We start from the raw sequence: 13,803 nt of genomic DNA on the forward strand, positions 1-13,803 counted from the left end.
GACACCATGAGCACCGCCACGACGCCGGACACGCAGACGACGGAGTCGCAGCCGACCGCCGCGCACGTCGCGGACAGCCACGACCTCATCCGCGTGGAGGGCGCCCGCGAGAACAACCTCAAGGACGTCAGCGTCGAGATCCCCAAGCGTCGCCTCACGGTGTTCACCGGTGTCTCCGGCTCCGGCAAGAGCTCGCTGGTGTTCGACACCATCGCGGCGGAGTCCCAGCGGCTCATCAACGAGACCTACAGCGCGTTCGTGCAGGGCTTCATGCCCAGCCTGCCGCGCCCGGACGTCGACCTGCTCGACGGGCTCACGACGGCGATCATCGTGGACCAGGAACGGATGGGCGCCAACCCGCGCTCCACCGTCGGCACCGCCACGGACGCCAACGCGCTGCTGCGCATCCTGTTCAGCCGGCTCGGGGACCCGCACATCGGCTCGCCCAACGCCTACTCCTTCAACATCCCGACGGTGCGGGCGAGCGGCGCGATCACCGTCGAGCGCGGCGACCGGACCAAGGCCGAGAGGGCGACGTTCAGCAGGCTCGGCGGGATGTGCCCCCGGTGCGAGGGCATGGGGTCGGTCAACGACTTCGACCTCACCGCGCTGTACGACGCGTCGCGGTCCCTGAGCGAGGGGGCACTGACCGTCCCCGGGTACAGCATGGACGGCTGGTACGGACGGATCTTCAGCGGTGCGGGCATCCCTATGGACAAGCCGATCTCGAAGTTCACCAAGAAGGAGCTGCACACGCTGCTCTACGCCGAGCCCACCAAGATCAAGGTCGAGGGCGTCAACCTCACCCACGAGGGCCTGATCCCCAAGATCCAGAAGTCCATGCTCTCCAAGGACCGCGAGGCGATGCAGCCGCACGTGCGTGCCTTCGTGGACCGGGCGATCACCTTCACCACCTGCCCGGAGTGCGACGGCACCCGGCTCAGCGCCGAGGCGCGCTCGTCGCGGATCCGCGGCAGGAACATCGCCGATCTCTGCGCGATGCAGATCAGCGACCTCGCCGCGTGGGTCCGCGACCTCGACGAGCCCTCGGTGGCGCCGTTGCTGAAGGGGCTGCAGCACCTCCTGGACTCCTTCACCGAGATCGGGCTCGGCTACCTCTCGCTCGAGCGGCCCGCCGGCACGTTGTCCGGCGGAGAGGCGCAGCGCACCAAGATGATCCGCCACCTCGGGTCCTCGCTCACCGACGTCACGTACGTCTTCGACGAGCCGACGATCGGCCTGCACCCGCACGACATCGCCCGGATGAACACGCTCCTGCTGCGGCTGCGCGACAAGGGCAACACCGTGCTCGTCGTCGAGCACAAGCCGGAGACGATCACGATCGGCGACCACGTGGTCGACCTCGGCCCCGGCGCCGGCACCGCGGGCGGGGAGGTCGTCTTCGAGGGGACCGTCGAGGAGCTGCGCGCGAGCGGCACGCTGACCGGCCGCCACCTCGACGACCGCGCCACCCTGAAGGAGAACGTCCGGACGCCGAGCGACAGGCTCGAGATCCGCGGCGCCAGCACAAACAACCTCAAGGACGTCAACGTCGACATCCCGCTCGGGGTGCTGTGCGTGATCACCGGCGTCGCGGGTTCCGGCAAGAGCTCGCTGATCGACGGATCGGTCGCCAGGCGTGACGGCTTCGTGCTGATCGACCAGGGTGCGATCCGCGGTTCCCGGCGGAGCAACCCCGCGACCTACACCGGCCTGCTCGACCCGATCCGCAAGGCGTTCGCCAAGGCCAACGGCGTCAAGGCGTCGCTCTTCAGCTCCAACTCCGAGGGTGCCTGCCCCACCTGCAACGGCGCAGGCGTCGTCTACACCGACCTCGGCGTCATGGCCACCGTGGAGTCCACCTGCGAGGACTGCGAGGGCAAGGGCTTCCAGGCCGCGGTCCTGGAGTACACCCTCGGCGGCAGGAATATCGCGGAGGTCCTCGCGATGCCCGTCAGCGAGGCCGAGGAGTTCTTCGGCAGCGGGGACGCGCGCACGCCGGCCGCGCACAAGGTCCTCGCCCGGCTCGCCGACGTCGGGCTGGGGTACCTCACCATCGGGCAGCCGCTCACCACTCTCTCCGGCGGAGAGCGGCAGCGTCTGAAGCTGGCCACCCGGATGGGGGAGAAGGGCGGGGTCTACATCCTCGACGAGCCGACCACCGGCCTCCACCTCGCCGACGTCCGACAACTCCTCGGCCTGCTCGACCGGCTCGTCGACTCGGGCAGGTCGGTGATCGTGATCGAGCACCACCAGGCGGTCATGGCGCACGCCGACTGGATCATCGACCTCGGCCCCGGCGCCGGTCACGACGGCGGACGGGTGGTCTTCGAGGGTCCCCCCGCTGACCTCGTGGCCGCCCGGTCCACCCTCACCGGCGAGCACCTCGCGGCCTACGTCGGCGGGGGGTCGTGAGAACCTACGGCGTGCCCACCCGCAGCCGGAGCCCGCGACCGACGGCGCCCACGACCGCCCCCGGGCCCGCTCCTCGTTGGGTGGGTCTTGCCGCCGTGGTCGCCGCAGCCGTGCTGTGGGGCACCACGGGGACCACGAGCCAGTACAGCCCTGAGAGCGCCGGCCCGCTGTCCGTCGGGGCCGCACGGATCGTGCTCGGGGGAGCGCTGCTCCTCGCCTGGGCGGCCGGTCGCCGCCAGCTGACCGGCCTGCTCGGCGCCGGCCGGTGGAAGCTCATCCTCGCCGGGGCGGTCGCGGTCGCCGCCTACCAGCTGTGTTTCTTCGCGGCCGTCGACATCACCGGAGTGGCGGTCGGCACGGTCGTCGCGATCGGTTCGGGACCTGTCCTGGCGGGGCTGCTGACCCGGCTGCTCCACGGCACGCCGCTCTCGTCCCGGTGGCTGCTCGCCACGCTCGCCGCCGTCGCCGGGTGCGCCGTCCTCGTTCTCGGGGGCGCCAGCACGGGCGTCATCACTGCCGGCGTCCTCCTCGCGCTGGCCGCCGGGGCCGCGTACGCGTCGTACGCCGTCATCGCCGCGTCGCTCATCACCGGGGGCGCGTCCTCCACGGGGGTCATGGGCGGGCTGTTCGGAGGCGCGGGCGTTCTCCTCCTGCCCGTTCTTCTGGCCACGGACCCGGGCTGGCTGGTCGAGCCGGCGGGCGCCGTCGTCGCCGTCCATCTGGCTCTCGTCACGACCGCGGTGGCGTACACGCTCTACGGGTTCGGCCTGCGCAGCGTCCCGGTCGCCACCGCGGCCACGCTGGCGCTCGCCGAGCCCGGCGCCGCCGCGCTGCTGGGCCTCTTCCTCCTGGGCGAGCCGGCCCGGACCAGCACCGTCGTCGGCCTGGGTCTGCTCGCGGCGGCCCTCGTGGTTCTCGCCGCGCCGAGAAAGCTGCGGTCGAGGCGTGCTCTGCTGCCGCGGGAGCGCCCGGCGGGGGAGTGAGGCATTCTTCCGACAGGCACCGGGGCCGGCTCTCGGCTGGCCCGGAATGAACTGCTCGGATCGTGAGCAATCCGTGGTCAAACGGATTCAGCTATATGGCACTCTGGACGAAGCAGTCTGGGAACGGCCGACGACTCGAGCGCCCGAGGAGGGCCCGCATGGACGTCCATGGAGATGACCAGCTCCCCTTCGGTCTGCGGCCCGGCATCAACCACAATCCGATGCAGCCCAGTTTCCGGGACGGAACCAGCTCGACCCCTCGCCGTCTGCGACCCATCCTGATGTCGATCCTTGTCGGCCTGGTGGCCATCGTGGGGCTCGTCGCTTACGGCGTTCTCGCCTGACGGTATGTCGCACACCCACTTCTCGGCATGGAGCGGAATCAGAGAAAGGGAATGAGTCAGATCGAGAGTTCCTTTGCTCCGGGCGCCGACCCAATGGCCGAGTATCGCGCGCTCGGCCGCTTCCTCGGCATCGGGATGCTCGCCGGGGGAGTGATCGGCGGCTTCGCCGGGGCTCTGGCCACATGGTCTCCGGACTCGCCGGGTTATGCAGTCGGGGGGCTCTCCGGAGGAGCGGCACTCGGCATCGTGCTCGGCCTGCTCACCGAGGCCGTCACCTTCGTCCTCGTCATTGCCGCGCGAGCGATCCGACCGGCCCTTGCTCGGACAACAGGGGTGCTGCTCAGTGTGGGCGTACCGGTTGTCGCCGTCACGTACGTGTCGACGTGGGCCGCCGGGATCGCGAGCCACGGCACCGGAAGGTCCGTCGTCGTCATCGGCGGTGCGCTGGCGCTAGCCGCAGGCGCTGTGACGCTGACTGCTCGCTGGAGTCTCTCACCCCTCGAGGAAGCCCCTGTGCGCGAGAACGTCGGGAATTCCCGCGCGTAACCCAGGTCGCCGGTCTACTTACGCCCACTGGTTCCGCCGCCATAGCCTGCGAGCCACCGTGAGGGGAGGGACTGACCATGGCCGACCCGGGCGAGGTGTCCTGCATCCACAGTGCGGAGCGTCGAATCTCGGACCACACGCCCGGGAAGGTGCGCGAGCAGGCCATTGACGTAACCGGACTCTGGTCCGGCCTGGTGCGCAACGAGCCGGGCATCACGTCGGGCTGGCACCATCACGGCGACCACGACACCTCGGTGTACGTCATCGACGGCACGGTGCGCATCGAGTACGGCCCCGGCGGTGCCCGAGCGGTGGACGCCGGTCCGGGCGACTTCATCCATATCCCGCGACACGTCGTGCACCGGGAGGTCAACGCTGGGGCGACTTCCTCGCAGGAGGTGATCACCCGCTCCGGTACCGGTCCGCTCACGGTCAACGTCGATGGTCCGGCGCCGCCCCCGGAATGACGGCCTGGGTCTGTCTTGGGGTCGCCGGGTTCTGACCGGCTGGGGTATTCGTAGTGCTTGGTGCCGCAGACATCGCGTCCACGCGGTCGGGTGTCTACGTGCGGTCGGCGTCCGAGTAGTAGGTGTCGCCGACGGTCTTGCGGAACTGTTCGGGTGTCTCGTCGGCCATGCGCTCGTGTACGTAGGCGAGGGCGCCGCTCGCTTCTCCGGAATCGACACGACGGCGATGGACCGTGCGTCCCGTCGTGCGCTCGGTGATCACGAGCTCTGCGACGGCGGGCAAGGGGAGCAGGCCAGGCGGCCACGAGGCCACCGCGGCCCAGAGTCCGCGAGCGATGCGACCGATGCGCCCTTCACCATCGAGAGGAACGAGCTCGGCGCGGTAGGCGTCCCGTGCTGTGGGTCGGTTCATTGGTCGAACATATCCGTCGCGCATCGGACTTTTTGGCTCTTTCGAGTCTTTGCAACTGATGAGACGCCATGTCATGTTTCGGTAATGCGACGAATTCCGCGGGGGAGACGCGTGGCCCGCCGGTTGGAACATAATGTCAGCGTGCCTAGGGTCTCGGTGAAACTCACGAACGACTACGGCGCCGACTGGCCGCTCTGGCGCCACGACGGACTGGCCGACGAGGGCGAGTGGCCGATCTCGCCGCAGCTAAGCAGCCGGCTGAAGGCGTGGGCCGCCCACTTCAACGCGCACTTCCATTACGAACCCTTTTGATCGCCGGCCGCACCGCGTTCGACGACGTTTCGGCACTTGTGCGCCTCGGTGTTCTTCAAGCAGTGGTGAACCGTGGCCACCCGCTACGACAAACTCGCTTGACATACCGCGGCGGCGGCGCGCTGCGAGCCATCACGATCTGGCTCCCGGAGCACTTCAAGGTCTACCTCGCTGAGATAACCGGTCGGTATCTTGCCCTTAATTCGATCTAGCACATGAGAGGTGGCGCGATGACGCGATGCATCCTCGGGAGCGCGCTTCTAGCTATCGCACTACTCCTAGCGGGCTGCGGTGCGCAGGATTCGACAGCGGACATGGCATCGGTCGCGCCGGGCTGGACTGGGGATCCTGTGGACGAGGCGACATCGGACCCCTCGCCGCCCGGCGAGATGCCCGGAGCGGGGCCCTCGGAACTTGAGCAGAACGTTATCGAGGCTATGAGGGCTGCCGGGGTTTCGGACCCCGGGGTCGATGAGGATGGGTTCAACACGGCGACGGTCTCGGGAGCCTGGGAAGGGACGACGGCGTGGGTACACGCATACCCCGGCCCTTACGGCGGCACTCCTGGCGACGTCGTGGGCGACGTCACGATCGGCGACGTGCCCGCGCAGATCGTGCGCACCGAGGCCTTCGGCGAGGTCGTTTCCTTCCAGTGCGGTGACCTCGGCTACCAGGTGACGCTGCTCGCCGCCGGCGACCATATGGTCGGCTCCGGGGCAGCGGCGGAGGCCAGCGCCTTTGCCGAGACGCTGATCCCAGCATTGGCGTGCGCGCGGTAAGAAACGCTGCCCCAGTCCACGACGCGCGGATCCGCGTGGGACGGGAGTTCTTGCATCTGCTGCAACTCCCGTCGGTTCACTGGCAGCGAGACGTGTCAACGTAGGACGAGTAACCAGGCGAGTGGCGATCCGGCTAGGGGCCAAGCCGTGGTGTGCTGCTGGCGCAACTCCCATTACTTCTCTGGTAGCAACGCACTTCAGGAGACGGCATCTATGGATTCGTCCTAATCGGTGAACTCTTCAGGCACGTCTAGCACGCAGCAGTGACAAGGCGAAAGGGTTGGGCAGGGGGAGGGTTGCGATGGAGTCGTCGGCCGAGGTGGACGTGAGGGAAGCGAGATTCGGCGACGTGGCTGGCATCTGTCGGTTCGGGAAACGTAGATTCATGGGCACTATGCGCCGTTGATCGGCTCGCAGGCCGCAGAAGGCCAGGTTCGAGACTGGTGGAACGAGACGCACATCGGCGCAGCCGTGGCGAGAGGGTTCGTGGTGGTCGCCGAACTGGACGGCGGGATTATCGGCGTCGCACAGCGTGGCCTCAGGGGAGTGGACCATGATGTCTACAAGCTCTACGTAAGTTCTCAGCATCGGAGCCGTGGGCTCGGCCCTCGGTTGCTCGACGCACTCATCAAGCGGTTGCCCACGGCTGCTGATCGGCTCTACATCGAGCATTTCGCAGCGAATGAGCGAGAAGGCGCGTTCTATGAACGTGAGGGTTTCACCGTGGAGCGAATCGAGTCAGGCCCAACGGAGGATCCTGCACTTGACGTGGTCTGGCGCATGCGCCCTCTGGCTCCCTAGCCGAACAGGGGCGTTGGGACTCCCGTTGCTTGACTGGTAGAGCCGGATATAGATAAGGCGGGAGTAGCCAGGTCCGAGGGACGATGCCCCATGGGAAACGAACGGGACGTGCCAGCGCGAGTTGCCCTGTTCTTCGGGTGGGCAGAGTCACCGATCTGGTATCGCACAGCAGTGGACGCCGGTCCCGTGGACCTGAGCACCCTGTCTCTCTCAACAGGCCTGAGGCAGCGTCTTAACGCCTGGAACACCTTCGCGGGCAGGGTCTTGTCGGCCCATAACTTCGAGTGGCCCGACGCTCGCACCGCGGAAAAGTTCACCGCGGTCGGCTCCGCCCTGGCACGGGACTTGCGAGAGGAACTCGGCATCGAGGTGATCTATACGCCGGACGGCGACGTCGACATGCCGATGCCGTCACCGTCGCAACTACCAGACAGCCGGGACACCGATGGGTGGTATGCGTCCGCACCTCTGAGCGGTGAGACATTTCCACCCCAGCGCCTACCGGAGCCGAACGACGAGGAGTGAGGGACGTCGGCTGCAACTCCCGGTAGTCATCATCCGATAATGCACATTATGTCACTTCAACGTCTGCGTACTCGTCTGATGCATCATCATCCGGTCGACCCGGCCGGCGCTCCTCCCCTCACCGCCCCGGTCCGTCGCATCCAGACACGCGACGAAAGCTTGCCCTTGAGCCTGAAACCCCGCTCGCCGACCCGGCACCGTTCACCGACCTGCTGCTTACTCACCTGAACAACCGGCCGAACCTCAATACCGGCGATGGGTCTGACAGCCCGTGGCTCTTCCTCAGCACCCGCGCCGGACAGCACATCCGTCCCGTCACGATCATGGACCGCCTCCGCGCGACCTCGGCGTCACCCTCCGTGGCGCCTGCGACGTCAGGCCGTGGTTTCTGCACAGGACTTGTGACGATTTCGTGAAGGCAAACGACAAGGACCCATCCGGGCGCTAACGTCAAAGAATGATCAACACAAAGAGGCCGCTATATGGAACGTACAGTCCGATCCGGCTTGCACTATGCGGCCTCATGAGCGTCCTCCTAATGGTGACTTTGACGGCGTGCAATGACGAAGGCGACCTGATCATCAGCAACAACGGCCCCACCGATGTCATCGTCGACACCGGTGACGACGAAGTCACTGTCGACGCAAACGGCGGAGCCGTTTTCCACGACTACGGCTGCACGTCGGGCGATGTGACCGTGAAGTTCGCTTTTGATCAGGAGATCCTGCTGGCCGGACCGGTATGCCCTGATCAACAGATCGTGATCGGCGACGGCACAGCCCGAGTGGAACCCATCTCGACGCAACAGACGTGAGTTTGATCGGCCCTTAAGCCAGGCAGCCGAAGAGCCGTCGGCCCGAAAACGCGGGCGCCGACCCCTAATCGACCGAACGAGCCCTCGACGCTGCACCACGGCCCTGCACGCCTGACATCCAGTCGCCACCGCCAATATCTTGAAGACCTTCTCCAGAACGACAGCACGCTCCGGCCCCGCCACGTCTAGGCGATCGACAACGACGACCGGGCAACTCGGCCCGGGCCTAGGTATCGGTTCATCACGCGGGCGCCGCCGCACCACACCGACCAGGGAACAGGCACAGACACTGGGCGGTGGTTTCCTGCACCCGGGTTGACGACTTCGAAAGCCGCCCGGGCAAGCGCTGCGAAGTGTTAACGCTTCGTGACATCAAATGGGGCTGTTCTCGCCTGGATATGCGATATGCATTGTTCTGAATCCTGCGGCCGACGGACGAAGCCGGTCGTACCCATGCCTGCTTGATGCCGAACACTGACGAGAGGCTCACATCGTGACTCGATCCATCACCGGTAGAGCGGCCGTACCTTTTCTCCTCCTATCTCTTGCGTTGGCGGGCTGTGGCGCCGGTGACAAGGCGAACGTCGGCCGCGGGGAGGAGGAGCTCGGCCCCCTGGGCGAGTTCTACGAGCGGGCCTACGGCAGCTTCGACGACGACCAGGCGGACCGCGACATGATGCGCGTCGAGGAGGTCACGGCCGAGTGCATGGCCGAGCAGGGCTTCGAGTACGAGCCGGTGGACTGGAACTCCCAGGGCGGCGTCTCCTACTCCGACGAGGATCTCGACGTCGAGTGGGGGTCGCGCGAGTTCGCCGAGACGTACGGCTACGGCATCGCCAACGACCCGTTCGCGGAGCTTCACGAGTCGGCCCCGCCGCCCGAGCAGGAGTTCGTCGACCCGAACCAGAAGTACGTTGAGGCGATGTCCCCTGCCGAGCAGGAGGCGTACTACCTCGCGCTCTACGGCGACCAGCAGTTCCCCGAGGACGGGTCTGAGGAGGAGTTCGAGTACGACTGGAAGCAGAACGGCTGCCAGGGCAAGGCGCAGTACGAGGTCTATGAGTCGCGTATGGACAACCCCGAGTTCGCATCCCTCGAGGAGGAGATGAACTCCCTGTGGGAGCGCACGCAGCAGGACCCGCGTATGACCGAGGCCACCACCGCCTGGATCGACTGCATGGGCGACGCCGGACACACCGGCCTCGCCGCTGTCGACGACGCGCAGAACCAGTTCTCGGAGAAGGTGAACGCCGTCTATGAGGACGCCTACCCCTCCGACATGGGCGAGGAGATGACCGAGGAGGACTTCCGCGCTATCGACGCCGGCATCCAGGAGAAGCTGGCTGGCCTCAAGGAGGAGGAGATCGCCACGGCCGTGGCGGACTTCGACTGCCGCGAGGAGGCGAAGGTCGACGAGACGAGGAAGAAGGTCTCCTTCGAGCTCGAGCAGGACTTCGTCGACACCCACCGCGACGAGCTTGAGGCCTGGGTGGAGGCCATCTCCGCCCGGAACTCCTGAGCGACCGTGTCCGAGCAACTCCTCCCGCCCGACGGTACGGGCACGGGCGAGGCAGGTCCGAAGCCACGGATGTCCGCGGCGACGCGCACCATCTGGGTCATGGCGGTGGTCGCCGTCGTCAGCCTCGCCGCGGGTCTCGGCCTGAGCCGGCTGATCGTCTCGCCCAGCGAGGCCGCTGCGAACGCCGCCCCGCCGCAGGCCGGGCCCATCACCGTGCCTGTGGAGCGCCGGCTCCTGGCCAACGACGTCGTCATGCGCGGCGACGTGATCTACGAGGACCCGGTCGAGGTCACGGTCGAGACCGGGGACCTGGGCGGCCCGGCGATCGTCACCGGCGGCGTGCCCGAGGTCGGCGCCACGGTCGACGCCGGCTCGGTGCTGCTCGAGGTCACCGGCCGCCCCGTCGTCGCGCTGCCCGGCGAGCTGCCGGTGTACCGCACGCTGCGCGCGGGCGTCTCCGGTCCTGACGTCGTCCAGCTCAAGGAGGCCCTCAAGAAGCTGGGCGTCTTCGGCGGGGACACGACTGACCCGGTCTACAACGCCGCCACGGCCGCCGCGGTCGCCGCCCTGTACGCGGAGGTCGGCTACCCCGCGCCCACACCGGGCGAGGAGATCGCCGCCACCGTTCAGGCCGCCCGCGACGGCGTGGAGCAGGCCGAGGAGGGCGCCCGGCTCGCCCGCGCGGAGCTGGCGACGGCGCAGGCCGGCCCCGCCAACCGGGCCGAGCGGGTCCGGCTGCAGAGCGCCGTCGACACGGCCGCCGCGGTCCTCGACGAGACACGCGCGGCCTGCGCGAGCGACCCGGCCACCTGCCGCCGCTCCGACATCACCGCCGCCGAGGGCGCGCTGGCGACGGCGATCGCCGAGCGTGACCAGGCCGGCGAGGCACCCGACACGTCCGCGCAGCGGGCCGCGGTGACCGCGGCCGAGAACGCCCTCGAGCGCGCCCGGGCCGACCTGCGCACCGCCGAGGCCGACGCCATGACCCCGCTACCCGCGAGCGAGGTGGTCTACCTGAGCGCGATGCCGCGCCGCGTGGACCAGGTGACCGTCGGCCGTGGCGCCGCCGTCGCCGGGACCGCCGTCATGAGCGTCTCCGGCGCCACCCTCCAGATCCGCGGGACCGTCTCCGACGGCGACGCCAAGCTGCTCGCCGCGGGCACCGAGGCCGTGGTCGCGCTGCCGGACGGGAGCGAGGTCACGGGCACGGTCACCTCCGTGGGCGGGGAGAAGCCCGAGGGCAACGCCCAGGAGACGGCGGGGCGCACCCAGGTGGTGGTCACGCCCGGGGAGCTGACGGAGGAGCAGCGCGCCGCCATGCAGGGCGCGAACGTGCGCGTCACCGTCCCGGTCAGCTCCACCGACGGCGAGGTACTCGCCGTCCCGCTCGCTGCGCTCACTGCCGGCCCAGGCGGCGAGGCCCGCGTGGAGGTGCTCGACGGCGAGGCCACCACCCTCGTCGAGGTCACCACCGGGCTCGCCGCGGCGGGCTTCGTCGAGGTCACCGCGGTCGGCGGCGAGCTGGCCGAGGGCGACCGGGTCGTCGTCGGCCAGGACGGCGCCGCGGACGCGGAGGGTGAGAAGGACGACGGCGCGGAGGGCGCCGGGGCCGGGGCCGGGGAGACCGGCGGGGCCGACGGATGAGGAAGCCCCGCTTCCGCCGGGTGACGGCTGCGGCCGCCGAGGCGGGGGTCCTAGTCGACGAGGTGGCGGCACGGGCCGCGGCGCCCGGTCCGACGGCGGGCGGGCTGGGCCCCCTCGAGGTGCTCGTGGAAGACGGCGGGAGCACGGGCGCCGTCGCAGCCGCCCCCGTGGACGTCGTTGCGCTCGGTCCCGAGGAGCGCGCCACGCCGGCGCCGGTCATCGAGCTGCGCGGCCTGGGTCGGACCTTCCCCGGCGACCCGCCGCTGCACGTCCTGCGCGACGTCTCGCTGGTGGTGGAGCGCGGGGACTACGTGACGGTCGTCGGCCCGTCCGGGGCGGGCAAGTCGACCCTGCTGCACATCCTCGGCCTGCTGGACCGCCCGACCTCCGGGGACTACCTGCTCGACGGGCTCGCCACCCGTGACCTCTCCGAGCAGGACCGCTCCGCCCTGCGCGGCGGCCGGATCGGGTTCGTGTTCCAGTCCTTCCACCTGCTCCCCCACCGCAGCGTGCTCGACAACGTCCTGCTCGCCACCTTGTACAGCGGTGTGCCGCGCACCGAGCGGCGCGAGCGGGCGCTGGCCGCGCTGGAGCGCGTGGGCATGAGCCACCGCCTGGACTTCATGCCGCCGGTGCTCTCCGGCGGCGAGCGGCAGCGCGTGGCGGTGGCCCGCGCCGTCATCGCCTCCCCGCACGTGCTCCTGGCCGACGAGCCCACCGGAAACCTGGACTCCGCCACCTCCGCCGGGGTGCTCGACCTCTTCGACGAGCTGCACGCCGACGGGCTCACCCTCGTGGTCATCACCCACGACGCGACCGTCTCCGCCCGGGCCCGGCGGCGGGTGCGGATCGCCGACGGCACGCTGCGCGAGGTGGGCTGATGCTCCGCGCCCCGCGAAAGCGACCGCTGTTCCTGAGGCGCCCGGCGCGGCTCCGGCGTTCGGTTTCCCTTTTGCGTGCCCCGCGTCTCCTCCGCCGTCGTGCACGGCCCACGCTCGTCGTGCCACGCGGCGCCGCGCTCGACCGTTTCGGCCTGCGCGACCTCCTTGCCGAGGCCGCGCACGGCATCGGGGCCCGTCCGGCGCGCCTGCTCTTGACGATCGTCGGCACGGTGCTGGGCATCGGCTCGCTCGTCGTCACGGTCGGGCTCGCCCAGACGGCGGCCGGTCAGGTGGCCCGGCAGTTCGACGCGGTGGCCGCCACACAGGTGGTGATCGAGCCGAGAACCACCGGCTCGGACAGCCAGCGCCGCGCCGTCGGGCGCATCCCCTGGGACGTCGAGGACCGGATCTCCCGTCTGGCCGGGGTGGAGCAGGTAGGCGCGGTCAGCACCGTTGACGTCGGGACCGCAGCTATCTCCGCCGTCCCCGTCAACGACCCCTCTGCGCCGGCCCTCGCCCGGCCACCGGTGCTGGCGGCGACCCCGGGCCTGCTCGACTCCGTGCGCGGCACAATCTCCACCGGCCGCTGGTTCGACGCCGGTCACGACGCGCGCGGTGACCGGGTGGTCGTACTGGGCTCGCGTGCGGCGCAGCGGCTGGGGGTCTCCCGGGTCGACAGGCAGCCGTCCGTCTTCATCGGGGACCGGCCCTACACCGTCATGGGGATCATCGGCACGGTCGAGCGCCGCTCCGATCTGATCGACGCCGTCGTGCTGCCCGTCGGGACGGCCCGGCACGACTTCGCCCTGGGTGGGCTGGAGCAGGCACAGGTGACGATCAGCATCGGCGCCGGGCCGGTGGTCGCGGCCCAGGCCCCGATTGCGCTCGACCCTGGGGCGCCGGAGGCTGTCGACGTTCAGGTGCCGCCTCCGCCGTCGGCCGTCCGTGACGACGTGCAGGCGGACATCAACGCGGTCTTCCTCGCGCTCGGCGGGGTCGCGCTGCTGGTGGGCGGCCTCGGGATCGCCAACGTCACTCTGCTCTCGGTGCGCGAGCGCGTCGGCGAGATCGGGCTGCGGCGCGCGCTCGGCGCCACCACGCGTGACGTGGCGCGGCAGTTCCTCACCGAGTCCGCGACCATCGGGCTGCTCGGCGGGCTCGTCGGCGCGGCACTCGGGGTCGGGGTCGTCGTCGTCGTCTCACTCACCAAGGAGTGGACGCCGATCCTGGACGACGTCACGGTCGTCCTCTCGGCGCTGCTCGGCGGCGTCATCGGCCTGCTCGCCGGCGCGTACCCCGCCATCCGGGCCGCGAAGATCGAGCCGATCGCTGCGCTGCGAGGCGGGGGAACCTGACCCCTT

Annotated in this window: 15 protein-coding genes; 14 read left to right on the forward strand and 1 reads right to left on the reverse strand. The window is 69.5% G+C overall.

Annotation, left to right across the window (positions count from 1 at the left end; translation table 11 throughout):
• Nucleotides 1-6 precede the first annotated feature (6 nt).
• From ATJ97_RS02440 to ATJ97_RS02460, 5 genes are all read left to right on the forward strand, one after another.
• Nucleotides 7-2,415, forward strand: a complete 2,409-nt coding sequence (locus ATJ97_RS02440; protein ID WP_098485165.1) for an ATP-binding cassette domain-containing protein — start codon at nucleotides 7-9, stop codon at nucleotides 2,413-2,415.
• A gap of 80 nt (nucleotides 2,416-2,495) precedes the next feature.
• Entirely contained in the window at nucleotides 2,496-3,398 is a 903-nt protein-coding gene (locus ATJ97_RS02445) for a DMT family transporter (protein WP_098482379.1), read from the forward strand.
• 158 nt (nucleotides 3,399-3,556) lie between these two features.
• On the forward strand, nucleotides 3,557-3,742 hold the full coding sequence (locus ATJ97_RS02450; protein WP_098482380.1) for a hypothetical protein: 186 nt from the start codon (nucleotides 3,557-3,559) through the stop codon (nucleotides 3,740-3,742).
• 51 nt (nucleotides 3,743-3,793) lie between these two features.
• Complete coding sequence (locus ATJ97_RS02455; RefSeq protein WP_098482381.1) at nucleotides 3,794-4,288, forward strand: hypothetical protein; 495 nt, start codon at nucleotides 3,794-3,796, stop codon at nucleotides 4,286-4,288.
• Nucleotides 4,289-4,365: 77 nt separating this feature from the next.
• A complete protein-coding gene (locus tag ATJ97_RS02460) occupies nucleotides 4,366-4,755 on the forward strand; it encodes a cupin domain-containing protein (RefSeq protein ID WP_098482382.1) in 390 nt (129 codons plus the stop codon).
• A gap of 94 nt (nucleotides 4,756-4,849) precedes the next feature.
• On the opposite strand, the gene ATJ97_RS02465 is transcribed toward ATJ97_RS02460, so the two are convergent.
• Nucleotides 4,850-5,167, reverse strand: coding sequence for a hypothetical protein (locus ATJ97_RS02465; protein WP_143426848.1), 318 nt, complete (start codon nucleotides 5,165-5,167; stop codon nucleotides 4,850-4,852).
• A gap of 156 nt (nucleotides 5,168-5,323) precedes the next feature.
• On the opposite strand from ATJ97_RS02465, the gene ATJ97_RS19650 reads away from it, so the two are divergent.
• From ATJ97_RS19650 to ATJ97_RS02510, 9 genes are all read left to right on the forward strand, one after another.
• Complete coding sequence (locus ATJ97_RS19650; RefSeq protein ID WP_170037064.1) at nucleotides 5,324-5,479, forward strand: hypothetical protein; 156 nt, start codon at nucleotides 5,324-5,326, stop codon at nucleotides 5,477-5,479.
• Between the two features lie 230 nt (nucleotides 5,480-5,709).
• Nucleotides 5,710-6,258 carry a hypothetical protein gene (locus tag ATJ97_RS02475; RefSeq protein ID WP_098482385.1) on the forward strand — a complete coding sequence of 183 codons (549 nt, stop codon included), beginning with the start codon at nucleotides 5,710-5,712 and terminating at the stop codon, nucleotides 6,256-6,258.
• 402 nt (nucleotides 6,259-6,660) lie between these two features.
• Nucleotides 6,661-7,059, forward strand: coding sequence for a GNAT family N-acetyltransferase (locus tag ATJ97_RS02480; RefSeq protein ID WP_245862027.1), 399 nt, complete (start codon nucleotides 6,661-6,663; stop codon nucleotides 7,057-7,059).
• A gap of 90 nt (nucleotides 7,060-7,149) precedes the next feature.
• On the forward strand, nucleotides 7,150-7,584 hold the full coding sequence (locus tag ATJ97_RS02485; protein WP_143426849.1) for a hypothetical protein: 435 nt from the start codon (nucleotides 7,150-7,152) through the stop codon (nucleotides 7,582-7,584).
• A gap of 523 nt (nucleotides 7,585-8,107) precedes the next feature.
• On the forward strand, nucleotides 8,108-8,398 hold the full coding sequence (locus ATJ97_RS02490; protein ID WP_098482387.1) for a hypothetical protein: 291 nt from the start codon (nucleotides 8,108-8,110) through the stop codon (nucleotides 8,396-8,398).
• Nucleotides 8,399-8,948: 550 nt separating this feature from the next.
• On the forward strand, nucleotides 8,949-9,917 hold the full coding sequence (locus ATJ97_RS02495) for a hypothetical protein (protein ID WP_098482388.1): 969 nt from the start codon (nucleotides 8,949-8,951) through the stop codon (nucleotides 9,915-9,917).
• 69 nt (nucleotides 9,918-9,986) lie between these two features.
• A complete protein-coding gene (locus ATJ97_RS02500; RefSeq protein WP_211287021.1) occupies nucleotides 9,987-11,561 on the forward strand; it encodes an efflux RND transporter periplasmic adaptor subunit in 1,575 nt (524 codons plus the stop codon).
• A gap of 167 nt (nucleotides 11,562-11,728) precedes the next feature.
• On the forward strand, nucleotides 11,729-12,442 hold the full coding sequence (locus tag ATJ97_RS02505) for an ABC transporter ATP-binding protein (RefSeq protein ID WP_245862788.1): 714 nt from the start codon (nucleotides 11,729-11,731) through the stop codon (nucleotides 12,440-12,442).
• Nucleotides 12,442-13,797: an ABC transporter permease gene (locus ATJ97_RS02510; protein ID WP_098482390.1), complete on the forward strand. Its 1,356-nt coding sequence runs from the start codon at nucleotides 12,442-12,444 to the stop codon at nucleotides 13,795-13,797. The genes ATJ97_RS02505 and ATJ97_RS02510 overlap by 1 nt, the downstream gene beginning before the upstream one ends.
• Nucleotides 13,798-13,803: the final 6 nt, after the last annotated feature.

Origin of the sequence: Georgenia soli (assembly GCF_002563695.1) — a bacterium.
Taxonomy (GTDB): domain Bacteria; phylum Actinomycetota; class Actinomycetes; order Actinomycetales; family Actinomycetaceae; genus Georgenia; species Georgenia soli.

What these genes read in the sequence shown, in the direction of transcription:
- ATJ97_RS02510 (WP_098482390.1), top strand. Translation starts at nt 12,442, where the DNA reads ATGCTCCGCGCCCCGCGAAAGCGACCGCTGTTCCTGAGGCGCCCGGCG.
- ATJ97_RS02460 (WP_098482382.1), top strand. Translation starts at nt 4,366, where the DNA reads ATGGCCGACCCGGGCGAGGTGTCCTGCATCCACAGTGCGGAGCGTCGA.
- ATJ97_RS02440 (WP_098485165.1), top strand. Translation starts at nt 7, where the DNA reads ATGAGCACCGCCACGACGCCGGACACGCAGACGACGGAGTCGCAGCCG.
- ATJ97_RS02465 (WP_143426848.1), bottom strand. Translation starts at nt 5,167, where the DNA reads ATGAACCGACCCACAGCACGGGACGCCTACCGCGCCGAGCTCGTTCCT.
- ATJ97_RS02475 (WP_098482385.1), top strand. Translation starts at nt 5,710, where the DNA reads ATGACGCGATGCATCCTCGGGAGCGCGCTTCTAGCTATCGCACTACTC.
- ATJ97_RS02485 (WP_143426849.1), top strand. Translation starts at nt 7,150, where the DNA reads ATGGGAAACGAACGGGACGTGCCAGCGCGAGTTGCCCTGTTCTTCGGG.
- ATJ97_RS02455 (WP_098482381.1), top strand. Translation starts at nt 3,794, where the DNA reads ATGAGTCAGATCGAGAGTTCCTTTGCTCCGGGCGCCGACCCAATGGCC.
- ATJ97_RS02500 (WP_211287021.1), top strand. Translation starts at nt 9,987, where the DNA reads ATGTCCGCGGCGACGCGCACCATCTGGGTCATGGCGGTGGTCGCCGTC.
- ATJ97_RS02450 (WP_098482380.1), top strand. Translation starts at nt 3,557, where the DNA reads ATGGACGTCCATGGAGATGACCAGCTCCCCTTCGGTCTGCGGCCCGGC.
- ATJ97_RS02490 (WP_098482387.1), top strand. Translation starts at nt 8,108, where the DNA reads ATGAGCGTCCTCCTAATGGTGACTTTGACGGCGTGCAATGACGAAGGC.